The 24,804-nt window shown below is 72.6% G+C and carries 20 protein-coding genes and 1 pseudogene; 16 read left to right on the forward strand and 5 right to left on the reverse strand.

All coding sequences use genetic code 11. The features are described from left to right. The 3 genes and pseudogenes from I6A81_RS06925 to I6A81_RS06935 all read right to left on the reverse strand — a co-directional run. Positions 1-140, reverse strand: a pseudogene (locus I6A81_RS06925) (transcriptional regulator); the annotation flags it as partial. Positions 141-688: 548 nt separating this feature from the next. Continuing rightward, the gene (gene ygfZ, locus I6A81_RS06930) at positions 689-1,867 is read right to left on the reverse strand and encodes a CAF17-like 4Fe-4S cluster assembly/insertion protein YgfZ (protein ID WP_203006609.1); all 1,179 of its coding nucleotides are present in this window, start codon (positions 1,865-1,867) and stop codon (positions 689-691) included. A gap of 8 nt (positions 1,868-1,875) precedes the next feature. Next, the gene (locus I6A81_RS06935) at positions 1,876-2,349 is read right to left on the reverse strand and encodes a Fur family transcriptional regulator (RefSeq protein WP_203006608.1); all 474 of its coding nucleotides are present in this window, start codon (positions 2,347-2,349) and stop codon (positions 1,876-1,878) included. 97 nt (positions 2,350-2,446) lie between these two features. Here I6A81_RS06935 and I6A81_RS06940 point away from each other — a divergent pair, with 97 nt between their 5' ends. Beyond that, complete coding sequence (locus I6A81_RS06940; RefSeq protein ID WP_203006607.1) at positions 2,447-3,445, forward strand: aminotransferase class IV; 999 nt, start codon at positions 2,447-2,449, stop codon at positions 3,443-3,445. A 433-nt stretch (positions 3,446-3,878) separates the two neighbouring features. Continuing rightward, entirely contained in the window at positions 3,879-4,616 is a 738-nt protein-coding gene (locus I6A81_RS06945; protein WP_203006606.1) for a phosphoglyceromutase, read from the forward strand. Between the two features lie 300 nt (positions 4,617-4,916). Here the strand turns inward: I6A81_RS06945 and phoU are convergent, their stop codons facing one another. Continuing rightward, a complete protein-coding gene (gene phoU / locus I6A81_RS06950; protein ID WP_203006605.1) occupies positions 4,917-5,555 on the reverse strand; it encodes a phosphate signaling complex protein PhoU in 639 nt (212 codons plus the stop codon). A gap of 376 nt (positions 5,556-5,931) precedes the next feature. Between phoU and I6A81_RS06955 the strand changes: the two genes are divergently transcribed. The 14 genes from I6A81_RS06955 (at position 5,932) to I6A81_RS07020 (ending at position 23,552) form a co-directional block, all read left to right on the forward strand. Next, positions 5,932-7,185 carry a sensor histidine kinase gene (locus I6A81_RS06955; RefSeq protein ID WP_203006604.1) on the forward strand — a complete coding sequence of 418 codons (1,254 nt, stop codon included), beginning with the start codon at positions 5,932-5,934 and terminating at the stop codon, positions 7,183-7,185. A 43-nt stretch (positions 7,186-7,228) separates the two neighbouring features. Then, entirely contained in the window at positions 7,229-7,912 is a 684-nt protein-coding gene (locus tag I6A81_RS06960; RefSeq protein WP_203006603.1) for a response regulator transcription factor, read from the forward strand. 292 nt (positions 7,913-8,204) lie between these two features. Beyond that, positions 8,205-9,443, forward strand: a complete 1,239-nt coding sequence (locus I6A81_RS06965) for a Ppx/GppA phosphatase family protein (RefSeq protein ID WP_203006602.1) — start codon at positions 8,205-8,207, stop codon at positions 9,441-9,443. A 518-nt stretch (positions 9,444-9,961) separates the two neighbouring features. Next, a complete protein-coding gene (locus I6A81_RS06970) occupies positions 9,962-10,816 on the forward strand; it encodes a sugar phosphate isomerase/epimerase family protein (protein ID WP_238430647.1) in 855 nt (284 codons plus the stop codon). A gap of 33 nt (positions 10,817-10,849) precedes the next feature. Further along, a complete protein-coding gene (locus I6A81_RS06975) occupies positions 10,850-11,599 on the forward strand; it encodes a class I SAM-dependent methyltransferase (RefSeq protein ID WP_203006601.1) in 750 nt (249 codons plus the stop codon). A 169-nt stretch (positions 11,600-11,768) separates the two neighbouring features. Then, on the forward strand, positions 11,769-12,596 hold the full coding sequence (gene proC / locus I6A81_RS06980) for a pyrroline-5-carboxylate reductase (protein ID WP_407661267.1): 828 nt from the start codon (positions 11,769-11,771) through the stop codon (positions 12,594-12,596). A 309-nt stretch (positions 12,597-12,905) separates the two neighbouring features. Beyond that, a complete protein-coding gene (locus I6A81_RS06985; protein ID WP_003948845.1) occupies positions 12,906-13,004 on the forward strand; it encodes a 30S ribosomal protein bS22 in 99 nt (32 codons plus the stop codon). Between the two features lie 296 nt (positions 13,005-13,300). Continuing rightward, entirely contained in the window at positions 13,301-14,341 is a 1,041-nt protein-coding gene (locus I6A81_RS06990; protein WP_203006599.1) for an NAD-dependent epimerase/dehydratase family protein, read from the forward strand. Beyond that, entirely contained in the window at positions 14,338-15,903 is a 1,566-nt protein-coding gene (locus I6A81_RS43050) for a lysophospholipid acyltransferase family protein (RefSeq protein ID WP_238438396.1), read from the forward strand. The genes I6A81_RS06990 and I6A81_RS43050 overlap by 4 nt, the downstream gene beginning before the upstream one ends. 15 nt (positions 15,904-15,918) lie before the next feature. Continuing rightward, a complete protein-coding gene (locus I6A81_RS07000; RefSeq protein WP_203006533.1) occupies positions 15,919-17,370 on the forward strand; it encodes a CATRA conflict system CASPASE/TPR repeat-associated protein in 1,452 nt (483 codons plus the stop codon). Between the two features lie 88 nt (positions 17,371-17,458). Next, entirely contained in the window at positions 17,459-18,424 is a 966-nt protein-coding gene (locus I6A81_RS07005; protein ID WP_203010128.1) for a CATRA system-associated protein, read from the forward strand. Positions 18,425-19,206: 782 nt separating this feature from the next. After that, positions 19,207-21,894 carry a WD40 repeat domain-containing protein gene (locus I6A81_RS07010; RefSeq protein WP_203006531.1) on the forward strand — a complete coding sequence of 896 codons (2,688 nt, stop codon included), beginning with the start codon at positions 19,207-19,209 and terminating at the stop codon, positions 21,892-21,894. 149 nt (positions 21,895-22,043) lie between these two features. After that, positions 22,044-22,655, forward strand: coding sequence for a hypothetical protein (locus tag I6A81_RS07015; protein WP_203006530.1), 612 nt, complete (start codon positions 22,044-22,046; stop codon positions 22,653-22,655). Positions 22,656-23,234: 579 nt separating this feature from the next. Further along, positions 23,235-23,552, forward strand: coding sequence for a hypothetical protein (locus I6A81_RS07020; protein ID WP_203006529.1), 318 nt, complete (start codon positions 23,235-23,237; stop codon positions 23,550-23,552). Between the two features lie 65 nt (positions 23,553-23,617). Here the strand turns inward: I6A81_RS07020 and I6A81_RS07025 are convergent, their stop codons facing one another. After that, positions 23,618-24,505, reverse strand: a complete 888-nt coding sequence (locus I6A81_RS07025; RefSeq protein ID WP_203006528.1) for an HAD family hydrolase — start codon at positions 24,503-24,505, stop codon at positions 23,618-23,620. Positions 24,506-24,804 lie beyond the last annotated feature (299 nt).

Raw genomic sequence — 24,804 nt, forward strand, 5'->3', positions numbered from 1 at the left:
CGCTCGGCGGCCATGTTCGCCACGCCCAGGTCGCGAGCCCGCTTCGCGACCACTCTGGCGAGCTTCTGGTACGACCAACCCCGCTGGGCGCGGACGAAGGCCAAGGGGTGGGTGCAGGCCTGAGCGTTCTCCGTCAGCATCGACGATCTCCTCGGTTCGCGTGCACGTATCCGCGAGAGCGGTCTGGCCACCGGAACGGGCAGGGCATCCTTGGCCTGTCCGCTCCGCGACCACCCGCCGCTCAGGACTCCGGACCCGCGAGCCCCCAAGACCGCCGACGGTCGCTGCCTGCCGCCCGATGGACGTTTCGTAGGCGCATGGCAACGCTATGTCGCGACATCTGCTATCGATAGCGCTGAGCGTCGTGCGATGCGTGCATTCGCGGCACGGGGTGACCACTCAAGGGCGTGATTGCACATCCCGCGCGTCATCGGGGACCAGGCGCCCGAAACCTCCTGGAACCCACCATGCATGGGTTGACCAGGCAGAACAGCGGCGTGGCCGGCGGCCTCGGCGCGGAGTCGGTGAACCCGCGGGGGGCGTGCGGTCGATGGTCCCGATCGCACAGGGTCGAAAGACCGCCTTGACCGTGGGTTCCGCGCGACCGGCGCTGGTGGACCACGAAGGAGCCACCATGGCGCCTCCGGCCCTCATCGATCGCGAGAGCCGGCCGGTTACCGCGGGAGGGTTACCGCAGGAGACGGCCCGCCGGGCGATCGGGGCGGACCGGCCCGGAATCGGGGTCGATCCGGGCGGCGACCTCGTGACCGTCCAGGTCCGCGGTGACGAGAGCGGCATCGTCCGGCACCGCGCGCTTGAGCATCGCCAGCGCGATGGGGCCGAGTTCGGCGTGCATCCGTGACGAGCCGACGAAGCCGACCTGGCGGCCGGCGGCCGTCACCGGCGAGCCAGGCGCGGCAACCGCCCCGTCCAGGTGCAGCAGCACCAGCCGGCGCGGCGGGCGCCCCAGGTTGTGCACCCGGGCGACGGTCTCCTGGCCGCGGTAGCAGCCCTTGTCCAGGTGCACCGCGGCGGTGAGCCAGCCGACCTCGTGCGGGATCGTCCGGTGGTCGGTGTCGGCTCCGAGCCGGGGGCGGTGGGCGGCGATCCGGTCGGCCTCGAAGGCGTCGATGCCCGCGGGCTCGACGCCGGCGACGCGCAGCCGGTCGACGACGGTGGACAGCCGCGCCCGCTCGACCAGCAGGTCCACGCCGTAGGGCATCCGCCGGGCCAGCACCGCCGGGTCGAGCCGGGCCAGCGGGTAGCGCCCGGCCTCCTCCGGCAGGCCGCCCGCGGCCTCCGCCGGCGGCGCGGACCAGCCGGCCGGCACCTCGTCCGCCCCGCCGCCGAGCGCGTCCGCGACCGCCTCGGCGGCGCGCGGCCCGAGGACCGACAGCACGGCGGTGGTCGCCGTCACGTCGGCCGGCTCGACGCGCAGCAGGAAACGCATCGACTCCAGGAAGGCGACGAGCCCCGCCGCGCCACCCGGCTCGACGTCGATCCACGTGGCCGCGCCGTCGTCGGCGATCACCAGGTGGTGCTCGACGTGGCCGTGCGGGGACAGCAGCAGCGCCTCGGTGCCGCGCATCGGGCGCAGCGCGCTCAGGTGCTGCGAGGCCAGGTTGTGCAGCCAGCTCAGCCGGTCGGGGCCGCCGACCCGCGCGACGCCCCGGTGCGAGCGGTCCACCACGGCCGCGCCGGCGGCGGCCCGGCGCTGCTCGCGCAGCGGGTCGCCGTAGTGCGCGGCCACGCCGGCGTCCGGCCCCTCGGCGGGGACCGCGCCGGGCAGGTCCAGCAGCGGCGACCGGTAGCCCGGGACCGGCGCGTCGGCGGGGACCGTGCTGTCGGCGGAAGCGGAGGCGCTCATGTGCACAGTCAACCCTCGGAACGCGCGGAACAGTCCGCGCAGCGGCCGGCGAGCGCGACGTGGTCGACGTTCACCGTGAATCCCAGCTCCTCGCGCAGCGCGTCGACCACGGCCGCGAGCCGGTCGGGAGAGATCTCGCTGATCGACCCGCAGCCGCCGCAGACCAGGTGGATGTGCCGGTCCCCGCCGGTGATGTGGTAGGTCGGCGCGCCGTGGGAGAGGTGGGCGTGCGAGACCAGCCCGAGCTCCTCGAGCAGGTCGAGCGTGCGGTAGACGGTCGAGATGTTCACGCCCGTCGCGGTCCGGCGCACCTCGGTGACGATCGCCTCCGGGGTCGCGTGCCCGAGCCGATCCACCGCCTCCAGGACCAGCTGGCGCTGCGGCGTCAGTCGGTAGCCCCGGTCGCGCAGCCGGGACTGCCAGCCCTGCCGTTCGCCCGTCCCCGTGGGGACGGTCCGAGGCTCGTGGACGTCCGCCGTCATACGGTCAGTCTAGGCAAGCGATTTCACTCACAGTGCATGATCTTGCCCGCCCGGGCGTGGCGCCCGCGCCGGGCCCGGATCAGTCGGGAGGCGGCCGGTGGGGGACTCGGTGGTGGTCGTCTGGGACGGGGACCGTGCCGTGCCGCACGACCCGGCCGCCCCGCTGCTACGGGCCGACGACGGTGCCGTGCTGCGCGGCGACGGGGTCTTCGAGACGCTGCGCGTCCACGACGGCCGGGTGTTCCTGCTCGACGAGCACCTCACCCGGCTGGCCCGCTCGGCCGCCGCGCTCGCGCTCGCGGTGCCGCCGGCGCGGGCCTGGCGTGAGCTGGCGACCACGGCGGCCGAGCTGTTCCACGCGGGCCAGGCGAAGACCGGCGCCCGGGATGCCGGCTCGCGCGACGCCGGTGGCGATGCCAGTGGTGGTGACGATGCCAGTGCTGGTGGCGGTGCCAAGGCCGGTGCTGGTGCCAGCTGCTGGGACGGCCGGCTGCGGCTCACCGCTACCCGTGGCCCGGCCGGGGGCGCGCCGGTCGCGTACGCGCTCCTGGAGCCGGTGCCGGCCAGCGTCGAGGCGGCCCGGGCGCGCGGCGTCGACGCGTTGTCGCTCTCCCTCGGCGTGACGGCCGCCGGCCGCGGCGACGCGCCCTGGCTGCTCCCCGGCGCCAAGCACCTGTCCTACGCGGTGCCGATGGCGGCGCAGCGGTTCGCCGAGGCCGCCGGCGCCGGCGAGGCGCTGTGGGTGTCGACCGAGGGCGAGGTGCTGGAGGGCGCGACGTCGTCGCTGGTCGTGGTGCTCGACGGCCGGGCCTACACGCCGCCGACGGCCGAGCTGGGCCTGCTCGCCGGCACGACGGTGGCGGCGCTTGCCCGGCTGGCCGAGAAGGCGGGCGTCCCCGGCGGCATCGGCGAACGGCGGCTCGGCGCCGACGAGCTGCGCGCCGCCGACGAGGCCATGTTCGTCTCCAGCATCCGTGGAGTGGCGCCGCTCGTCCGGCTCGACGGCGCCCCACTCGGCACCGGCGCCGTCGGCCCGCTCGGCGCCGCCCTGCGCGACCTGTTCGAACAGGCCGTGCACCGCGGCGGCCTGGACTGACCGGCCCGACCCGCGCGAACGGGGTCACATCGCCTGTGGGACAGCGTGTTCGTGACCGCGCCGACGGTGAGTCGCAAAAACCCGTTGCCGTCCCGGGCCGGGCGCGCGTAGCGTCGTCGGTACACGAGAAGGGAGGTGGTCCAAAGTTGTGTAGTGATTGGACTCGTGAGGTGACTGTCAGCTAGAGCCGGTCTCCGTGGTACCACCTCCGGGTGTCCCCTGCGGGGCACTGGCCGGCGAGTACCAGGCAGTCACCGGTCCCCCGGGCGCCGTCGTAAGTCCCGACGGCCCACGTCTCACGGAGGCGTGGAAGTGCCCGGGGGTTTCTAGTTTCCGGACGCGATCGGGCGGCTCCGCGGAGCGCGAGCGGGGATCGATCCACCGGCTCCGCCGAGTGGCCCAGACGCCGGCTCACCCGTGACAGGATCGGGGCATGCCCACCCTCGTCCTGCTCCGCCACGGCGAAAGCACCTGGAACCAGAAGAACCTGTTCACCGGCTGGGTGGACGTCGACCTGTCCGAGAAGGGCGTCAAGGAGGCCACCCGCGGCGGCGAGCTGCTGCGCGAGGCCGGCGTCCTCCCGGACGTCGTGCACACGTCCCTGATGACCCGGGCGATCCGCACGTCCCTGCTGGCCCTCGACGCCGCCGGGCGGATCTGGATCCCGGTGCGGCGCAACTGGCGGCTCAACGAGCGGCACTATGGCGGCCTACAGGGCCTGGACAAGGCCGAGACGCTGCAGAAATACGGCGAGGAGCAGTTCATGCTCTGGCGCCGCTCCTACGACACCCCGCCGCCGGAGATCGCCGAGGGCCAGGAGAGCGGGGTCGACGAGCGCTACGCCGACCTCGCGCCCGACCTGATCCCGAAGACCGAGTGCCTCAAGGACGTCGTCGTCCGGATGCTGCCGTACTGGTACGACGCGATCGTGCCGGACCTGCGGGCCGGGCGCACCGTGCTGGTCGCCGCGCACGGCAACTCGCTGCGCGCGCTGGTCAAGCACCTCGACGGCATCAGTGACGCCGACATCGCGGGTCTCAACATCCCCACCGGCATCCCGCTGCGCTACGAGCTCGACGACGACCTGAGGGTCATCTCCTCCGCCTACCTCGACCCCGACGCCGCCGAACTCGCCGCCGCGGCCGTAGCCGCCCAGGGCAAGAAGAAATAGGAGCGGCCGGCGGGCTGGGGCGTGAGCCCGGCCCCGAGATCGGGCAGGCCCGGCCCCGGACCTCCGGAGCCGGGCCCGGCAACGTCGGGCGCCCAGCGTCCGACGGCCGGTGGTGAGGCGCTCTCAGCGTGCCTGGGCCCAGAACGGGTGCCTTTTTCCGCGAACCCGGCCATGATCCTGGCCTCGGATGGGGCCGGCCCCGGACTTCGGGGCCAGCCCGGCACCAGAGATGTCGGGCGCTCAGCGCCCGACGGACGGACCGCGAGCGGCGCGCTCAGCGCGCCTTCGAGCGGTCCGTCCTTATTTTTCGCCCGTGACGAGGTAGATGACGCGGCGGGCGACCGAGACGGCGTGGTCGGCGTAGCGCTCGTAGTAGCGGCCGCACAGGGTGATGTCGATCGCGGCCTCCATGCCGTGCGACCAGGGCTTCTCCAGCAGGACGCGGAACAGCTGCCGGTGCAGGTGGTCCATCGCGTCGTCGTCGGCCTCGATCTCGGAGGCGAGCTCGGTGTCCCGGCTCGCGACCACCGAGCCGGCCTTGGCGACGATCCGCTGCGCCACCTGGCCCATCTCCGTCAGGGTGCCGGTCAGCTCCGGCGGGACGGCCTTGCCTGGGTAGCGGCGGCGGGCAACCTTCGCGACGTGCAGGGCGAGGTCGCCCATCCGCTCGAGGTCGGCCACGATCCGCAGGGTCGTGACGATGACGCGCGCGTCGGTCGCGACCGGCGACTGCCGCGTCAGGACGTCGAAGGCGCGCTCCTCGATCTCGTCGCGCAGCAGGTCGACGGTCGCGTCGCCGGTGATGACCTGCTCGGCGAGCTGAAGGTCGGCGTCGAGCAGCGCTGTCGTCGCCCGGGCCATGGCCGAGGCGACCAGGCTGGTCATCTCGACGAGAGAAGCCGTGATGCCGTCGAGCTCCTCGTGGAAGACTTCCCGCACGGGCGGACTCCTGTTCTGTGTGCCGTTGTGGCCAAGCTGGTCCCGGCGCCTCGCCACCGTTGGCTGAGACGTCCTGGCCGTCATGAGGCCCGGCCCTGGGATCCTCCGACCCTAGAGTGCTGGTCTTTGGATGGATCGACGATGCGGTGACCCCTTCGCGCACTGGTGAACGGAGACGTTAGTGGGGATGAACACCTGGCGACGAACGTCGGAGTAGACCCGCTAGCCGACCCGCGGCCGGCTGGAAGACACCTAGCATTCGGCGCGTGGGCGACAGGTCGGTGAATGACGTGACAAGGATGCTACGGCGCGCAGTTTCGTTCATCCTGGCCTGCCCTGCCGCCGCGAGCGCGGGCCCACCGGCGGCGGTGCCCGGATGAGCAACCCGGACGCCTCGCCGGCCGAGCCGGCGCGGACGGCGGAGCAGCGGCGGTCGTGGCGGCGGCCCTCCGTCGCCCAGTCGGACGAGACCGGGCTGTCGTTGCCCGCGAAGCACCTGCGCCGGCTGGTGTCCGCGCTGCCGTCCGGTGTGCTGGTGCTGACCGCGGACGACGAGGTGACGCTCGCCAACCCGGCCGCGCGGGCGATGGGGCTGGTCGCGGGCCGAGAGGTCACCGTCCAGGCCGTGCTGGACCTTGCCCGGCGCACCAGGGAGGCCGGCGTCAGCCTGGACGGTGAGCTGGACCTGCCGCCGGTGCCGGTGGCGCCGCTCACCCGGCCGCGCCCCGACCAGGAGGTCCTCGCGGTTCGGGCCAGGACCCGGCCGCTGGGCGCGGGTGGCCTCGTCGCCGTGATCCTGGACGACGTCACCGAGTCGCGCCGGGTCGAGGCCGTCCGGCGTGACTTCGTCGCCAACGTGAGCCACGAGCTCAAGACGCCGGTCGGCGCGCTGCACGTGCTCGCCGAGGCCGTGCAGGCGGCAAGCGACGACCCGGTCGCGGTCCGGCGGTTCGCCGACCGGATGACCCACGAGTCCGCCCGGCTGGCCCGGCTGGTCCAGGAGATCATCCATCTGTCCCGGCTGCAGGGAGCCGAGCCGCGGCCGCTGCCGCGGCCCGTCCCGGTGGGCAACGTGCTGGCCGAGGCGGTCGACCGTAACCGGCTGGCGGCGCAGGCGGCCGGCATCTCGGTGGCGGTGATCGGGAACACCGACGCCGGTGTCCTCGGCGACGAGTCCCAGCTGGTGACCGCCGTGGCCAACCTGCTCGAGAACGCGGTGAACTACTCGCCACGCGGCACGCGGGTCGGGCTGGGGGTGCGCGGAGTCGGCGACACGGTGGAGATCTCGGTCACCGACGAGGGCATCGGCATCGCGGAGAAGGACCTCGAGCGGGTCTTCGAGCGTTTCTACCGGGCCGACCCGGCCCGCTCCCGGCAGACCGGTGGCACGGGGCTCGGGCTCGCGATCGTCAAGCACATCGTGACCAACCACGGCGGCTCGGTCGGGGTGTGGAGCTCGGAGGGTGCCGGCTCGACCTTCACCCTGCGCCTGCCGGCCTACTGGGAGGACCCTGGAGAGCAGGCAGAGCCGCCGGACCCTGACGTGGAGGGGGCCGATCCAGGGGAGGGCATCCCTGGCACGGGCGCGTGGCCGATGGCGCGCGACGGCCAGACTCCCGCCGGTTCGTGAGACGACCAGACTCTCGACGATTCGTGAAAGGAAGAGTGACCGGGTGACCCGCCTGCTCGTGGTCGAGGACGAGTCGTCCTTCTCGGAGGCGCTGTCCTTCATGTTGGAGCGCGAGGGCTTCGACGTCGCGGTGGCGGCGGACGGGCATTCCGCGCTGGCGGAGTTCGAGCGGCACGGGGCGGACCTGGTGCTGCTCGACGTCATGTTGCCCGGGCTGTCCGGCACGGAGGTGTGCCGGGCGCTGCGGCAGAAGTCGTCGGTTCCTGTGATCATGCTCACGGCCCGCGACAGCGAGATCGACAAGGTGCTCGGCCTGGAGCTCGGCGCCGACGACTACGTCACCAAGCCGTTCTCCGCGCGCGAGCTGGTCGCCAGGATCCGGGCGGTGCTGCGCCGCCGGGGCGGGGAGCCGGAGGAGGCCGCGGCGGCGACGCTGGAGGCCGGCGGCGTGCGGATGGACGTCGACCGGCACGTCGTGACCGTGCATGGCGCGCCAGTCGCCCTGCCGCTGAAGGAGTTCGAGCTGCTGGAGCTGTTCCTGCGCAACACCGGCCGGGTACTCACCCGCGGGCAGCTGATCGAGCGGGTCTGGGGGGCGGACTACGTCGGCGACACCAAGACGCTCGACGTCCACGTCAAGCGGCTGCGCGCCAAGATCGAGGCCGAGCCGGGCAACCCTCGGCACCTGGTGACCGTCCGAGGTCTGGGGTACAAGTTCGAGCCCTGACGGACCGCGGCGCATGTCGCGCGCCATACCGTGCTTCGCCACGCCCGCGGGCGGCGCGTAGCGTCGTACGTCGCCCGGTTCGCGGAGATGGACGGCCGGGCGGGGACGGTGCGGCTTTTGCCCGCTCCTGGCCGGGGTACGTGATCGCTGGTGGTCGCGTACCCCCGGCGCGCGCTCTGGCCGGCTGGCCTGGGGGCGGCGGGCGGTCTGGCCGAAGGGTGCGCGATCATGGCGAAGCCTCGCGCGCCCGGAGGCCCGCCGGGCGGCACGGTGCGCGACGAGGAGACGAACGATGCGGCTGAGGTTCTCGCCGTCGGCCAAGCCGGCCGACAAGGAACGGGCGGGGGTGGACGGCCCCGACGGCCAGCCCCGGGTGGTGCCCGGTGTGGTCGTGCCGCCCCGGGCGGAGGCCGTCGCGGTGGCGGCGCTCGCGACCTCGGCTCCGCCACTGGGATCGTCCGGCGCGATGGCGCCGGACGGCCGGCCCGCGGCGGGCAAGGGCTCGGTGGTGGCCCTGTCCACCCAGGAGCGGTCGGCGATCCTTTCCGGTCAGGAGCGCGTCACGGCGGTGGCCCTGCCGGCTCCGCCCGCCCAGCCGCGGCGGCTCGGCGTCATCGACATCGGCTCAAACACCGTGCATCTGCTGGTCGTGGACGCGCACCATGGCGCGGCGCCGCGGCCGGCGGCCAGCGCGCGGGTGCCGCTGCGGCTCGTCGAGCTGCTCGACGACGCGGGGGCGCTGTCCGCCGCGGGCGAGCACGCGCTCATCGACTGCATCCTGGACCTGCGCCGGCAGGCCGAGGAACTGGCCGTCTACGACCTGGTGGCGTTCGCCACCTCGGCGCTGCGTGACGCCACGAACAGCGACGAGGTCCTCGCCCGGCTGCGTACCGTCACCGGCGTCGCGGTCGAGGTGCTGCCCGGGGAGGACGAGGCGCGGCTCACGTTCCTCGCGGTGCGCCGCTGGTTCGGCTGGAGCGCCGGGCGGCTGCTGGCGATGGACATCGGCGGCGGCTCGCTGGAGATCGGCGCGGGCATGGACGAGGAGCCCGACGTCGTCGCCTCGCTGCCGCTGGGCGCGAGCCGGCTCACGAGGGACTGGCTGTCCACCGACCCGCCGAGCCAGCGCCAGCTGACCGCGCTGCGCCGCTATGTCCGCGCCCAGATCGCCCCGGTGGTCGGCAGGCTGTACCACGTCGGCGAGCCGACCAGGGCGGTCGCGACCTCGAAGACGTTCCGCTCGTTGGCCAGGATCGCCGGCGCCGAGCCGTACAGCCGCGGCCCCTACGTGCGCCGGGTGCTGCGCCGGTCCGACCTGGAGTCGGCGGCGAAGCTGGTCTGCCGGATGCCCTCGTCCGGCCGGGTCTCGCTTCCGGGGGTGTCCGCGTCGCGCGCCGCGCAGCTCGCCGCCGGCGCGGTGGTCGCCGTCGAGACGCTGGACCTGCTCTCCGTCGAGGAGGTCGAGATCTGCCCGTGGGCCCTGCGCGAGGGCATCATCCTGCGCCGCCTGGACACCCTGAACTTCGGCTGACGCCGGTTCGCGCGGGGCCCGGCGCCGGGTGCCGGGCCAACCGGATCCCCTCGCCGCCGCGTCCGAAGCGCTCGCCCGGGTATGTGCTTTGCGTGACAGCCGACGGATGAGGTCGGCTACGTCCGTTTCGGTCGCCGGTGCACGGTGGGTGGATGGCCTAGCCTGGCACTGGGCCGAGTCGCGCAGCGTGGCTCCATTCCACGATGGCGCGGCGCGGCGACCTGAACGCTCGACGGCGCAACGCGGCCTCGGGCTTGAGGGGAGGCGGAAGAGGTGTTCGCGTGCGCATGAGCGGCGAACTCGACCGACTGGCTCGGGCGCGAGCCGGCGCCGCGGCGCCCGCCCGCGACGGCCCCCGGGAGGACGGCGCCCTCCCGGGTGACGGTGGCCCCCGAGGCAACGGTGGCCCCCGAGGCAACGGCCGCCGGGCTGGCGCGAGGACGGGCGGCCGGGCCGGGGAGAGCGACGGCGCCAGGGGAGGCGACGGCGCCGCCGTCGTGGACGCGCTGGCCGCGGACATGGCGCGCGCCTGGCCGCTGGCGGCCCTTTCGACCGACCGGACCGCGCGCATCCCGGCCGCGAAGATCGCCCTGTCGACCGCGTCGACCTATCCGGAGTCCACTCCCGCCGCCTTCGAGATGGCCGCGCGGCTCGGCTACGACGGCGTCGAGATCATGGTCTGGACGGACCCGGTCAGCCAGGACCCGCAGGCGCTGCGCCGCCTCGTCGACTACCACGGCATCCCGGTGCTCGCGATCCACTCGCCCTGCCTCCTGCTGACGCAGCGGGTCTGGGGGACCGACCCGTGGGGCAAGCTCGTGCGTGCCCGCGCCGCCGCCGAGACGCTCGAGGCGCCGACCGTGGTCGTGCATCCGCCGTTTCGGTGGCAACGCGACTACGGCCGGGAGTTCATCGCCGGCATCGAGCGGATGGCGCAGGAGACCGACGTGCGCTTCGCGGTGGAGAACATGTTCCCGTTGCGCGCGCGGGGGCGGGAGGTCTCGGCCTACGCGCCGGACTGGTCGCCCGTCGAGGACGGCTACCGGCACGTGACGCTGGACCTGTCGCACACCAGCGTCTCCCGCTCCGACGCGCTGGCGATGGCCGACGCGCTGGGCGACCGGCTCGCGCACGTCCACCTGGCCGACGGCTCGGGCTCGGCCAAGGACGAGCACCTCGTGCCCGGCCGGGGCAACCAGCCCTGTGCCCAGCTGCTCGAGCGTCTGGCTGTGAGCGGCTTCGACGGCACGGTCGTCGTCGAGATCAACACCCGTCGCGCCGAGACGCGGGCGCAGCGGGAGGCCGACCTCGCCGAGGCGCTCGCCTTCACCCGCCTCAACCTCGCGGCCCCGGCGGCGGCGGCCAGCCCGTAGCCGGACGGGGAGCGGCGGTGCCACGATCGCGGTATGGGTTCACGTTCGCCGTTCGACGCGCTGGTTGACGCCTATGACGCGGCGCGGCCCACGTACCCGGACCGGCTCTTCGCCGACCTGGAGCGGCTGGCCGGGCGGCCGGTCGCCGGCGCGGACGTCGTCGAGGTCGGCGCCGGCACCGGCATCGCGACCCGGCGGCTGCTCGACCTGGGCGCCCGGGTCGTCCCCGTCGACCTGGGCGCGGCGATGCTCACCCGGCTGCGGGAGCGCACCCCGGGGATCCCGGCGGTGCTCGGCGACGCGGAGGCGCTGCCGCTGCGGTCCGGCGTAGCCGACCTGGTGTGCTTCGCGCAGGCCTGGCACTGGGTGCGGGTGCCGGTCGCCGCGGCCGAGGTCGCCCGGGTGCTGCGGCCCGGTGGTTCGCTCGCCGTCTGGTGGAACGACGTCGACGCCGAGGACGAGCGCTGGTGGCGGCGCCAGCAGGAACGCCTGGAGGCGATGAGCCCCGGTTACCGGCGGGAGTACCGGACGCGCCCGTACGCCGAGGAACTGCGCTGGACCGGCCACTTCGCCGAGGTCCTCACACTCGGCGGCCGCTGGCGGCGCAGGTTGGACATCGACACGTACCTGACCTGGCTTCGCTCGAAGTCCTACGTCGCCGCGATCGGCGACCGTCAGGAGGACTTCCTCGACGCGGAGCGCCGCTCGATGCTGCGCACCTTCCCCGACGGAATCGTCGAGGAGCCGTTCCGCACGTTGCTGGTGGTTGCCCGCCGGCCTTAGGGCGCTTCCCTAGGCGGTCGCCTCGAGGCCGCCGGGCATGGGAAATCTCGCGGTGGCCCGGCGGCGGCGCGCTGGTCCGCGCGCCGTAGCGTTGCTGGCCGGGAACGGATCGGGCACGGCCGAAGGAGGCGCGAAGAATGTCCGTGTTTCGCGCCCGCGGAGGCGGCGGGTGCGCGCGCAGGTTGAGGGAGCAGGCATGACGGTCGCGATCATTGGCGCTGGGCGGATCGGAGAGGCGCTCCTCGCGGGTCTGTTGAAGTCCGGCTTCGATCCCGCGGGGATCGTCGTCGCCGAGAAGGACTCGGCCAGGGCGGCGGCCGTGTCGACCCAGCACGGCGTGCGGGCGACCACCCCGAAGGACGCGGCGGCCGGTGCCGAGCTGCTGGTCATCGCGGTGAAGCCGCAGGACATGGCGTCGCTGCTGGCCGAAATCGGGCCGGCGCTGGAGCCGGCGGCGCTGGTGGTGTCGCTGGCGGCCGGCATCACGCTCGACTTCCTCCAGTCCCACCTGCCGGCGGGTACCCCCGTCGTACGGGTGATGCCCAACACCCCGCTGCTGGTCGGCGAGGCGATGTCCGCCCTCAGCGCCGGCGGGCACGTCGGCGAGGAGCAGCTGGAGCGGGCGGAGGCGCTCCTGGGTTCCGTCGGCCGGGTCGTGCGGGTGCCGGAGTCGCAGCTGGACGCCGCGACGGCGCTGTCCGGCAGCGGTCCGGCGTACTTCTTCTACCTCATCGACGCGATGATCGAGGCGGGGGTGCTGCTCGGGGTGCCGCGCGCCCTGGCGACCGAGCTGATGGTGCAGACGGCGCTGGGCTCGGCCCGGATGCTGCGCGAGTCCGGCGAGCACCCGGCGCTCCTGCGCGAGGCGGTGACCTCGCCGGCCGGCACCACGGCCGCCGCGCTGGCCGAGCTCGACCGCCGGGCGGTGCGTGGCGCCATCCTCGACGCGCTCACCGCCGCCCGTGACCGTTCCGTCGAGCTCGGCCGCCCCCGGTAGCCGGTTGGCGCTCCGCCGGGCGAGAGCGGGCTATGCTTTCGGCCCAAGACGACCGTCGCCCCCGGGCAGTCGTCGCCGCCCCGGGATCACGCCGGGTCGGGCGCCCCGGCGCCCGACCGGGGTGCCCGCCGGATCGGCGACGGGGTTCCTCCGGATCGGCTTCGCCGATCCGGGAGTCGGCGATCTGGTAGGTCCGGGAGCGTCCGTCGGACGCGCCAGCGCCCTTCCGGACGATCGCCCCACCGAGCCGGCCCGCGCGGGGCGGTAGGCTCACCCGGTAGCTTTCCTCCACACAGATCGGTTGTATTCGTGGGTTCTGTTATCAAGAAGCGTCGCAAGCGGATGGCCAAGAAGAAGCACCGCAAGCTGCTCAAGCGCACCCGCGTCCAGCGTCGCAACAAGAAGTAACCAGGGGATCGCCCCCTTCCGGACCCCCGATGTCGCGCCGCGACCCGGGGGTCGGTTCTTGAGCGGCCGGGATGCGTGGCCGAGCGTTCGACGCGCATCCGGCCCTCCGGAGGGGCCTCTTGGCGGGCGCTGGCGGGTGCCGACAACGCCGCGTCGAGGCTTCGCTACCTGCGGGTTTCCACCGGGTAACGCCGGGGCGTCCGGTTGAGATCTGGTGACGCTGCGCAGTGGAAGCGAACGGGGATAGGCGTACCATGACGCACGGATCGCAGCCGACCGGCGTCCCGGGAGCCCACATGAGACCACGCCGCGTGCTTGTCACCGGTGTGTCCCGTCCGCTCGGAGCCGACGTGGCCCGAGCCCTCGCCGCGAGCCCGAGTGTCGAGACCGTGATCGGGGTCGACACGGTTCCGCCGAGCGACGACCTCGGCCGTACCAGGTTCGTCCGCGCGGACATCCGTAACCCGCTGATCGCGAAAGTGATCGGCACGGCCGCGATCGACACGGTGCTGCACCTGAACCTCATCGCCAACCCGGTCGCCGCCGGCGGCCGCACGGCGATGAAGGAGATCAACGTCATCGGCACGATGCAGCTGCTCGCCGCCTGCCAGAAGTCGGAGACGGTGTCCCGGCTCGTCGTGCGCTCGACGACGACGATCTACGGCTCGTCGTCGCGTGACCCGGCGCTGTTCACCGAGGACATGGAGCCGCGCGCGCTGCCGAAGGGCGGCTACGGCAAGGATGCCGTCGAAGTCGAGGGCTACGTACGAGGTTTCAGCCGCCGTAGGCCGGATATCGCGGTGACCGTGCTGCGGTTCGCGAACATCCTCGGCCCCGGGGTCGACAGCCCACTCGCCCGCTACTTCGAGTTCCCGGTCGTGCCGACCGTGCTCGGCTTCGACCCGCGCATCCAGCTGTTGCATTCCAGCGACGCGCTCGCGGTGCTGCTGCGGGCCGCCGCCGGCGGGCACGCCGGCACGTTCAACGTCGCGGGTGACGGGATCCTGCTGCTCTCGCAGGCCGTCCGTCGGGCCGGCCGGCCGCCCCTGCCGGTGCCGTTCCCGGCGGTCAGCTCGCTGTCCCGGCTCGCCAGCCGCCTGCGGATCGTCGACTTCCCGGCCGAGCAGATCGGTTTCCTGGCCTACGGCCGCGCGGTCGACACCACCCGGCTGCGCGAGGTCTTCGGCTACACGCCGCGCTACACGACACCGGCGGCGTTCGACAGCTTCGTGCGCGAGCGCGGGCTGCGCCCGACGATCGACCCCGAGCGGGTGGTCCAGGTCGAGCGCGGCCTGCTGGACCTGATGGCCCGTCGACGTCTGGTAAGCGCGCCATGACCGCCGCGGAACCACCGTCGGGTGAGGCCCAGATCATCCCGCTGGCCCGGCCGGCCCGTCGGAGCGGCCCTCGTGCTCGTCCCGCCGCCGGTACGTCGCGCGACGATACGCAGCGTGACGGTACCCAGCGTGACGGGGCGCCGCCCGCCGATCCGGAGCACACGTCCGAGGGCGCGCCCCCGGCGAGCAGGGCGCGGACGGCCGGCCCGGCCCCCGGCGGCCCGGTCCCGAACGGGCGGACGCCGAACGGGCGGGGAACCGGCGGCCGGGCCTCGGACGGGGACCTCGCGAACGGGCAGGCGAAGCCGGCGCGCACCCGGGCCGCGCGGGCCGGTTCCGCCCGCCGGGCGGCCGAGCCGGACACGGCGCGGACGGACGGCGGCGCGGACGCCACCGCCAGCGCGCCGGCCGGGAGGGCCGCGGCCAGGCCCACAGCCGCGAAGCCGGCCGCGCAGTCAGCCGCCCAGCCGGCGACCCCCGCTCGGCCGAGCGCGGACCAGGCCGCCGGCGCGGCGCGCGCCGGCGTCACCGGCCGGGCGCGCTCCACCCGGGCGGCCACGAAGCCCGCCGAGAGCGGCACCGGGCGGACGCCGGCCCCGGCCGGGACCGGCGCGGCCGCGGCCGGTGACGCCGGGATGGGCGGCGGTCTCCGGGACGACGCCGCCGGGCCTGGCGGCCTCGGTGACGGGCTGGATGCCGGCGAGTCGCCGATGGCGGAGCCAGCTGGCCTGGAGCGCGCGCTCGCCGGGATGCTCGCCTTCCTGCGACGGCGCATCACCGGCGACTACGAGGTCGACGAGTTCGGCTTCGACGCGGACCTGACCGAGCAGGTCGTCGCCCCGCTGCTGCGGCCCGTCTACCGCAACTACTTCCGGGTCGAGACCCGCGGCCTGGAGAACGTGCCCGACACCGGCGGCGCGCTGATCGTCGCGAACCACTCCGGAACGCTGCCGATCGACGCGCTGATGACGGCGGTCGCGCTGCTCGACCACCATCCGGCGCACCGCTACCTGCGGATGCTCGCCGCGGACCTGGTGTTCTCGCTGCCGTTCCTCGCGCCGCTCGCCCGCAAGACCGGCAACACGCTCGCCTGCCAGCCCGACGCCGAGCGGCTGCTCGCCAAGGGCGAGCTGGTCGGCGTCTGGCCGGAGGGCTTCAAGGGCGTTGGCAAGCCGTTCAGCGAGCGCTACAAGCTGCAGCGCTTCGGCCGTGGCGGCTTCGTCTCCGCGGCGCTGCGCACCGGGGCTCCGATCATCCCGTGCACGATCGTCGGGGCTGAGGAGATCTACCCGATGCTCGGCAACGCCAAGACCGTGGCCCGGCTGCTCGGCCTGCCCTACTTCCCGCTGACGCCGACGTTCCCCTGGCTCGGTGTCTTCGGGATGGTCCCGCTGCCGTCGAAGTGGCTGATCGAGTTCGGCGAGCCGGTGTCGACCACGCACCTGACCCCGGCCGCGGCCGAGGACCCGATGCTCGTCTTCGAGCTCACCGACCGCATCCGCGAGACCATCCAACACACCCTCTACGGCCTGCTCATGCAGCGCCGCTCGGTGTTCTTCTAGGCGCGCGGACCGGTGTTGTCCGGCTTCGAGCTGGTGGCGTACCTGTTCGCGCCGGTGGACGGTCCGCGCGCCGAGGGCGCGTACGACCACCTGAGAGCCGTCTGGACGGCCTGCCGCGAACGTCTCGACATGACACGGGCGGTGCGCGGTACGGACACGCCCGCGACGCTGCCGGCGTTGTCCGGGCTGGGGCACCGGCGGGTGCTGGCCGCGCAGGAGAGCCCCGCCGAAGGCATCTTCCAGGCCGTCCTGCGCCGGGAGCACGACCTGCTCTGCCTGTCGGTCATGCTCGCGCCGCCCGCCATGGCGCCCGTCTGGGACTGGGCGGCGTTGGACGCCGCGTGGCTCGCGACGGCGGGGGAACCGCCGCCGTCGCTGGTCGGTGCCGCGCGGGTCTATCAGGGGCGTCTGGACGAGACGGACGAGTCATCGGGATCGTCACCAGACCGCGCCCCCGCGTTCGCGGCAGCGTTACCGGAGGACCTCCGCGCCGGCGCCTGGGGCCACCACGGGGTGACCACCGGGTCCGGTCTCGCCGTGTGGGAGGTCGGCGACCGCCGGGACGATCGGCTGGAGCGCCGTTTCGTCGTGATCGCGGGCGCCGCCAGCGACTGGGACCTGAGCACCTGGACCTGGACTCGCGATGATGACGTCCTGCCCACCCTGCCGAGCTACCTCGGACATGCGGCAAAGGTCCGCTATCAGTGGCGGATATGGGAGGGCGGCGAGCCGGTACGCGCGCTGCATGCCCGCGCCGAGGCCCGGTTGCGCCGCCTGACCGGCGGCCCCAACGATGACGTTGGCCGTTCCGGCGCCGCCGACCGTGGCGACCGGCCGCGTGGCGCCGGAGCGAACGCCGCCGTGGTCGACGACCTGCGGCGTGACCTGCTCGACCTGAGCACGATGTCATCCCGGCTGGTGGCGATGCGGCAGAGCGTCATCATCGCGACCGCGAACATGAGCAAGATTCTGGACGCCGACCGGACCATCACCCGTCGTGACGATCCGTTCGGCGACGACCTTGCCTTCGCCGAACACATGACCGCGCAGCTGGAAGCGGACGCGGTATTTGTCGCCGCAGCGGCTGATCGTGCCAGAGCGGCCATAGCCCACGCCGACGAGTCACGCGGCCGGTCAGCGTCGGCGGCTACGGAGGGGGGAGACGTCCGCCTCACCCCCGGTGACAGGCAGCAGCTTTGTGACGAGCTCGCCGAGATCTTCGGCAGCGGACCCACGGCCAGCCAGCTCCTCGAACAGGTTGGGTTCCCGAGAACCCGCCACGTCAGCCCGGTCGGGCTGAGCCCGCGGAGCTGGTGGGACGAGACACTGCGGGATCTCGAACGTGGAGCGATAGCTGACCCATATCGCTGGATTCTGGGCGCCGCACTCCGGGGATACCCATACAATCGGGTCTTCGGTGCTCTCGCCGGGAAGCACCGCCTGAACGATCGCCCTGCGCCCAACTGACCTAAACGGAATCCGTACTCCCCGCCACTTGTGAGCCTGTGCGACTGCCGTCGCCGATACGCGACGAAGCTGTGGGCTCCGAACGTGCGTGTTTGCCGTACGGGTACTATTCCGGACACGGGAGCCGGGGGGTGGTGACGCCGTGTCACCGGAGTCGGAGTCGTCGGCCGGAGTAGCCGACGCCGCGATTCGGAGTCTTCTGCTGTCGGTCTCTCGGTGGACGCTATCCGCCGAGGACTGGGATCAGGTCGGCATCTTGGTCGTCCGCCTGCGCGCGGCCTTGGCGGCGGGAAACCCGGCGGCCGTCGACGGCGCGGCGACGGACCTCGCGAGAGCCGCCGTCGCGTACGCGCGGCGCTTTGGGGGCGACCAGGACCCGCAGGGCCGCCCGGCGCCGCCACCTGTCCGCCAGCTTGTCAACGTACTGATCCACGAGCTGGGTGGCGTCGCTCCGGACGCGGATGACCTGGACGACGCGCGGACCCGCGAAGACGCGTCGCCGACTTGGGCCACCGGAGGCGATGGACCGGCGGCCCGCTCGGCGGAGGGGATGGCCTCGACGCGAGGTGAGCGCCGCCTTCACGTACTGCCGCTGTTCACGCGAGGCCGGATCGCCTTCGCCGCCACGGACCCGGACCGCGGGGGCGAGGACGACGTCGACGAGGTCGCGCTGGACGGTATGCGCATTGTGCGTCGAACGATGGGTCCCTCCTCGGTCGACGTCCTTCTCATCGTCGGCGCGGCTGGCGGCGACGGCGATGTCGTCGCTGCCACCCTCGGCCCCGAGGAGAAAGGCATCGCCTATTTAATGCCGTTGTGGCGAGATCCCGGCGGGAACCTCGTGGGTGGCCTTGAGCTGCCCACGCGCGCCGCCCGGGTCGGCATGTCCGTGTCCTTTCCGTTTCCAGCCTCGTCGCTGACCGATGACGACATTCCCGCGATAGGCCGATCGTGTTCGGTCACGACGCGCTCTGGTCGTAACGCCTGGCGGGCCATCGCCCGGTCGCGTCCGGACGACGCCGTACGCGCGGCCATCGCCGAGGGACTGCGATGACTGGCATCGGCTCGGCGGGTCTACCCGCGTCGATCGTGGGCCTGCGCCGCCTCGGCCAGGAACTCGCGGGGCCAGCCCAGCGCTGGCTCACGCTCTGCGCCGCCGCGGGCGCGGACGGACCGGCGGCCGTCCGCGCGCTGCTGGATCCGGCCGGCCCCTACTGGCCGGCCCTCGCCGAATCGAGCCGGCGCTGGCCAGCGGATACCGGGGACGCGAGGTCGGCGGGCTTCTCCGGCGCGGCGCGCGCGCGACCCGCCCCGAGCGGGCCGGGGACCGGCTTCAACCTCCTGAACGAAAAGGCGGGAAACTCTGGCCCGCTCCGTGACGCGCGCGCGGAGCACACCGGCGTGTCGTTTCCGATAGGGCTCGACGACGAGGCCGCGGACGACGCCCCGGACCTCGCCGCGGCCCGCGCCGTCGCCGCGCTCGCCCTCGCGGTGTGCGACGGAGCGAACGCCGCCCACCACCTACGGGACGTCGCGGCGCATTGGGAACGCGCGCGCCTGCCCGCCTTCGACGCCGGACGGCGATTCTCGGCGGACCTCTACGAGGGCACGGACGACGCCAGTCAGGAGGCCCTCGGTCGTGTCGCCGCCAGCCGTGGCCCCTTCCGGGGATTCCAGGCGTTGTTCGTGCGCCATCTGGTGGGGCTTCCGCTTCCAGCAGGACGGTCGGTGGCCCTGCCGGTGCTCTTTGACCGGCACATCGGCGGCGACACCGGCCTCCTGCGTCTCAGCATCCACCCGGCCGGACCGGCGGGACTTCACCCCGATCCGGCCACGATGTCCTTCTTCGTCGGTGACCGAGAATTCCACGAGGGGGTACGCCGCGCCTGGGTGAACTCCCCGATCTCGCATACCAGGACATGCGTGACATGGTCCATCCTCAACGGCGAAGCACCCTGCGTGGACATTCGGCACGGTTCCGCCGGGGCCGCCTTCGCCGTCGGGCTCCACGAGCTGCACCGCCTGCGTCGGCGTCTGGCGCGGGTCAGCCCGCGCCGCCTCGACCCCCACTGCGCGGTCACCGCGGCGGTCGACGAGCGAGCCGAGCAACTGGTGGCGGTAGCCGGCTACCAGCAGAAGCTCGAGGCCGCGCGGGCGGCCCGGCTACGCCGGGTCGTTGTCCCGGCGTCCTCGTACGAGCGGTCCGACTTTCCGGCGAGCCCCGTCCGCGTGGTCCCCGCCGCGACCGTGTCGCAAGCAGTCCAACGCGCCCGGAGGAGGCCCAACCCCGCCTTCGTCGCCCTCATGCTCGTCCTGGCGACCCTACTTGCCGGTACTGGTGTCGCCGTTTCCCTCGGGGAGCGCGCCGTCGAGCGCGAACAACGTGACCAGGCCATTGGGCGCCTGGTCACAGCGGCCGACACGAGCCGTCAGAACGACTCGCCGGACCTCTCGTCGGCCATGCGGCTGAGCACGTCGTCCTACGGCACGTTTCACGATGCCAAGTCCCGGTCGAGCCTCGCCAGCATTCTCAGCTCGACCCGATACAAGGGCGCGCTCACAGGTCACACCTCCTTCTTGAACGCCGTCGCGATCTCATCCGACGGACGGGTCCTCGCCTCCGGCGGCTTTGACGACGTGGTGCTCCTGTGGGACCTCGGCCGGAAGCCGCCGACGCAGGTCGGGCGGTACCCACTGGACAAGCCGGACTACATCGAGAAAGTCGATTTCGCCACAGGGCGCCCACTGCTAGCCGTCGGGACCTCGGAAGACGTTTTCCTAGTCGACGTCTCGAGGGCCGACAAGCCCACCACCGTCGCCCACATAGCTGGCAGGGGCGTGCTCGACTTCTCTCCGGACGGGCAGACGCTGCTGGTGGGCAACACGCTCTGGAACGTGATCGACGCCGATGATCCTCGGCCTGTCGGATACCTGATCGGTGGACCCGTGGAGTCGGCGGACGACGTCAGCGATGTCGCGTTCGCTCCGGACGGGCGTACTGTGGCCGCCGCGTCCATCGACTCGATCAGGTTCTGGGACGTCACCGACGCCGCGGCTCCGGTGATGCGGGGAAAGGCCCTGACGGACATCCCGGGGCAGGTACGCGCGCTGGCGTTCGCGCCGGACGGGGGGACCTTGGCCGTGGCGGCCAAGAACGTCCTGCGATGGTCCCTTCCGGAGTCAGGCGAGCCGCGGCGCCTGGAACCGGATCTGGTGATCCCGGAGGCCTCGCCGAAATCGGTGGCGTACTCACCGGACGGCCAGGTCCTCGCCGCGGCGGGCGGGAACTCGTCCACGTACGTCCCGATCTCCGAGGGAAACAACTCGGTCTATCTCTGGGATGTCATGGACGAGGCGGAGCCGCGGCAGCTGAGCATGCCACTGGCGGGTCACGGGGGCGAGATAAAGGCCATCGCCTTCTCGCCGGACGGGAAAACCGTGGCCAGCGCGAGCTACGACAAGTCGATAGTCCTCTGGGACCTGAGCGGGGCGGGTCTCCCGGTGCGAGTCGGAAGTATCCCTCCCGGAGGAGGAGTGCTGTCCGCGGATGGCCGACTGTTGGCCACGACGGCTGACGGAGACAAGGTCGTGGTCTGGGACATCGCGGACCCGGCCAAGCCACGAGCACTGGATGTGCTGGTCGGAGCGAACGAGATATTCGAGTTCTCGCCGGACGGGCGAAGCCTGGTCACACGGGCGGCGGAAAACTCGACCGCCATCATCTGGGTTCTCGACGACCGGTCGTCGTCCCGGGGGGCGATGGGACTCTCGATTCCTGTGAGCGGTATACGGTCAGCCGATTTCTCGGCCGATGGAGACCTTCTCGCCATCGGAGGAGACGGTGTCACCGTCTGGGACGTCTCCGATCCCCGGATGACACCGTTCCTGATCGCGCGGATGCCGTCCGATGGCAAGGACGAGAACGAATCCATGCTGGTAGCCTTCTCGGGCCACGGAGAAAAGCTCGTGACGGCACATCCTGACGGCAGGGTGGAGATCTGGGAAGGCGCGGATTTCGGTCAGTTGACCGGGACCATCAGGGTCGCGACGTCGGGAGCCCTGACCTCCCTCTCCTTTTCGCCGGAAACGAACACACTCGCGATGGCCGGGCTCCCCATGGGGGGCGGGGGTGAGGTCTTCCTCGTGGACATCAGGAGACCCGGCGAGCCATACCAGCGGACCGTTATCAGAACGAGCTTCGTGGTGGGTGACGTCGCCATCTCGCCGAGCGGGGAGTACGTCGTCGCCTCAGGCGACGACGGCACGACCGGACTGTGGACGCTTGCCGACCAGGATGTGGCCCGTGAACTGGTCCAACTCCCGGAGCTCGGGGGCGGGATATTCCTGTCACGTGACGGGCTGACGATGGCGGTTGGTGGCACCTTATGGGATATGGCCGAGCTGGACCGGCTTCTCCGAGACCCGCTGCCATACGCCTGCGGGCGCGGCGGCGGCGGTCTCGGCGCGTCCTTGTGGGATCGATACGCCTCCCCGATCCGCTACCGGGAGGTGTGCGAGGCGTGATCGGGCCATGGTCCCGTGGCGGGCGCAGAGCGCCGCGGCCGCTCCGAGGGCCGGGCCAAGGCCTCCTGCTGGTCGCGGTCCTGACCCTGACGGCATGCTCCGACGGCGGCCCGCCGCCACCGTCACCAGCGCCGCCGACGCTCTTCGCCGTGAACTACGTCCTCACCAAGGGCCCCGACACGGGGAATCTCGTGGATGAGACGCCCCTGTCCTCCGCCACGGCCACGGGATCGCCGAGTTCCTCGCCGAGCCCATCCTCGGGGGTGCCCGACTGGAACACGATCGGATCGTGTGTCGACCTCGAGCCCTCCGTGGCTCAGGGAGAGCCATCGGACTCGGCTGACGGGCCGCTCCTCGTCAGTCGCGACGACCTGATCGCCGTTCGCTCGCACGCGGAGATACACACGCCGGATGACGTTCGCCGCGGCGCGCTCTGGCTGACGCAGCCGGGCCTGGCCGAATGCATGCGCGAGGGGATGCTCGCCCAGCTGGCGGCAGGTTCTCCGGATCAGCCGGGCCGGGTGGCGGACGTGTCCGAGACAAAGAGTCTGACGGGATTTCCAGGTGCCACGTCCGGTCTACGGCTCGCCGTTCGGGAACCGGCCGAGGACGGAGGGGACGCGATATATCTCGACATTTTCTCCGTCAACGTCGGCAGGGTCGAGTCGACTCTCCTCGTCCTACGGGCGGGCGCCGAGCCCGATCCGGATTTCGAGCGTGACCTGGTAAAGCATCTGGCCAGCAAGGCCGCCCGTCAGTAGATGTCCCGACCCGCTTCCTGGGCGCGCCGGAAGGTGACCGCGTTGAACCTGTTCTCGGCGTCCCGCCACTGGCCGCGACCGCTCGGCCCGGGAGCGCGAGGCGAACGGCCTCGCCCGGCGCTGGGAGCCGGACGCGGCCGGCCCGGCTGTGTCGAGGCCGGTGCTGCGCCGTCGCGGGGGCCTCGACCGGCTGGTCGCGTCGTCCTTGTCGTCGCGGTCCTGCTGAGCCTCGCGGTGATGTCATGCGACTTCGGCGAGGGCACCCCGGCGGCCGGCCGGACACCGGACGCGGAGCCGCGGCCCACATCGGCGCCCGCCCCGCTGCGCGCGGCCGACTATGTCCTCACCAGGGGACCCGAGACGGAGTCCTTCGATACACGGACGCCAGAGCCGACGTCGGCGGCCACTACCTCAGAAGAACCGGAATCGACAGCATTTCGGTCGTGCATGGGTGTGGTTCCGGGGACCGAGGGGCGCGAGGCGACTGACTCGGCGACGGGTCCGGAACTCCATGACTCCACGCACGGGACGTCGATCGAGTCGACGGCCGACATACGTGATCCAGACAGCGTCCGGGTCATGGCTGGATATCTGCAGCAGTCCCAACTCCCGGACTGCTTACGGCAGAATCTCAAGATAACCTCGCAGGAAGGCACCACGGTCGACATCGAGACCGGCAAGACTCTGAGCGGGTTGCCGGATGTCACGGCGGCGGTCCGTTTTCAGATGCGCGTCCAAGCCGGCCAACGCAGTCGTGTGGTGTTCTGCGATGTGATCTTTGTTTTCCTAGGGCGAGTCGAGGCGCGGGTCACCCTTATACAGTTGGACTCGGTACCCGACCCGGCGCTGGAACGCGGCATCGTGCGACAACTGAGGGACAAACTGAGCCGGCAGTAGTCAATGCCCCAGGCCGAGCCGGTGGCGGCCGCTCCCGTGGCCGCGTGGCCGTGCGCGCACCGGGCTCAGATCTCGCCGTAGCGGCGGCGCAGGGCCATGCCGGCCGCGACGCCGCCGGCGAGCGCCCCGAGGCCGGCGGCGGTCGGGATGCCGACCTTGGCGGCCTTCCGGGCCGTGCGGAAGTCCTTGATCGACCAGTCGCGTTCCTTGGCCGCGGTCTTCAGGTCCGGGTCGGGGTTGACCGCGACCGGATTGCCGACCATCGACAGCATCGGCAGGTCGTTGATCGAGTCCGAGTAGGCCCAGCAGCGGGTCAGGTCGAGGTGCTCGCGATCGGCGAGCGCGCGCACCGCCGCAGCCTTGCCCGGGCCGTGCAGCGGGTCGCCGACCAGGTGGCCCGTGTAGCGGCCGTCGACCACCTCGGAGACGGTGCCGAGCGCCCCGGTCAGCCCCAGCCGGCGAGCGATGATCGACGCCAGCTCCACCGGGGTCGCCGTGACCAGCCACACTCGGTGCCCCGCGTCGAGATGCTGCTGCGCGAGCGCCAGCGTGCCCGAGTAGATCTGCTCCGCCATCCGCTCGTCGTAGATCTCCTCGCCGTAGCGGACGATCTCGTCGACCTCCCGGCCGGCCACGAAGGCGAGCGCCGCCTCCTTGGCGTTGTGCATGCCGTTCGGGTCCTCCAGGCCGCGCAGCCGGTAGGAGACGTGCTGCCAGCCGAACTTCAGCAGGTCCCGGGAGTCGAAGAAGTCACGGGCGGCCAGGCCCCGCGCGAAGTAGAAGATCGACGCGCCCGCCATCATGGTGTTGTCCACGTCGAAGAAGGCGGCCGCCGTCGGGTCGGGTGGCGCCTTGGGCGATATCTGGGCCGCGACCTTCAGCGCGGCCGTCGCCGCGGCGTCGGCCGCGGCGTCCGCGTCGGTCGGCTCGTCCTTACGCGGTCGCAACCACATCTCATCTCCTGGCTGTCCACGGCGCGCGGCGACCGGGGAGCGGGTAACCACGCACGTCGCGGGTTCGGAGGTCGCGCGGCGCCGCGCGACCTCTCGGCGTGTGGCATGGCCCGTTCCGGCCGCTCGGGCGTGCCAGCGAGGTACGGCGGCAGTTCCGGCTGGCCAGTGGTTACGCCGGCGCTGTCGTCTGACCGACACGCGCATCAGAGCCTACGGCTCTCCCGGCGGTGCGCGTGGCAGGCCCGCTCACCCGGGACAGTGGGGTGGCGCACGCTAGGTAGGGTCGGCGGCGGGGCGCG

This window comes from Frankia nepalensis (assembly GCF_016786325.1).
Taxonomy (GTDB): domain Bacteria; phylum Actinomycetota; class Actinomycetes; order Frankiales; family Frankiaceae; genus Pseudofrankia; species Pseudofrankia nepalensis.

What these genes read in the sequence shown, in the direction of transcription:
- I6A81_RS07010 (WP_203006531.1), top strand. Translation starts at nt 19,207, where the DNA reads ATGTCCTTCTTCGTCGGTGACCGAGAATTCCACGAGGGGGTACGCCGC.
- I6A81_RS06990 (WP_203006599.1), top strand. Translation starts at nt 13,301, where the DNA reads ATGAGACCACGCCGCGTGCTTGTCACCGGTGTGTCCCGTCCGCTCGGA.
- ygfZ (WP_203006609.1), bottom strand. Translation starts at nt 1,867, where the DNA reads ATGAGCGCCTCCGCTTCCGCCGACAGCACGGTCCCCGCCGACGCGCCG.
- I6A81_RS43050 (WP_238438396.1), top strand. Translation starts at nt 14,338, where the DNA reads ATGACCGCCGCGGAACCACCGTCGGGTGAGGCCCAGATCATCCCGCTG.
- I6A81_RS07025 (WP_203006528.1), bottom strand. Translation starts at nt 24,505, where the DNA reads ATGTGGTTGCGACCGCGTAAGGACGAGCCGACCGACGCGGACGCCGCG.
- I6A81_RS06975 (WP_203006601.1), top strand. Translation starts at nt 10,850, where the DNA reads ATGGGTTCACGTTCGCCGTTCGACGCGCTGGTTGACGCCTATGACGCG.
- I6A81_RS06955 (WP_203006604.1), top strand. Translation starts at nt 5,932, where the DNA reads ATGAGCAACCCGGACGCCTCGCCGGCCGAGCCGGCGCGGACGGCGGAG.
- I6A81_RS06965 (WP_203006602.1), top strand. Translation starts at nt 8,205, where the DNA reads ATGCGGCTGAGGTTCTCGCCGTCGGCCAAGCCGGCCGACAAGGAACGG.
- I6A81_RS06945 (WP_203006606.1), top strand. Translation starts at nt 3,879, where the DNA reads ATGCCCACCCTCGTCCTGCTCCGCCACGGCGAAAGCACCTGGAACCAG.
- I6A81_RS06935 (WP_203006608.1), bottom strand. Translation starts at nt 2,349, where the DNA reads ATGACGGCGGACGTCCACGAGCCTCGGACCGTCCCCACGGGGACGGGC.
- I6A81_RS07020 (WP_203006529.1), top strand. Translation starts at nt 23,235, where the DNA reads ATGGCTGGATATCTGCAGCAGTCCCAACTCCCGGACTGCTTACGGCAG.
- I6A81_RS06970 (WP_238430647.1), top strand. Translation starts at nt 9,962, where the DNA reads ATGGCGCGCGCCTGGCCGCTGGCGGCCCTTTCGACCGACCGGACCGCG.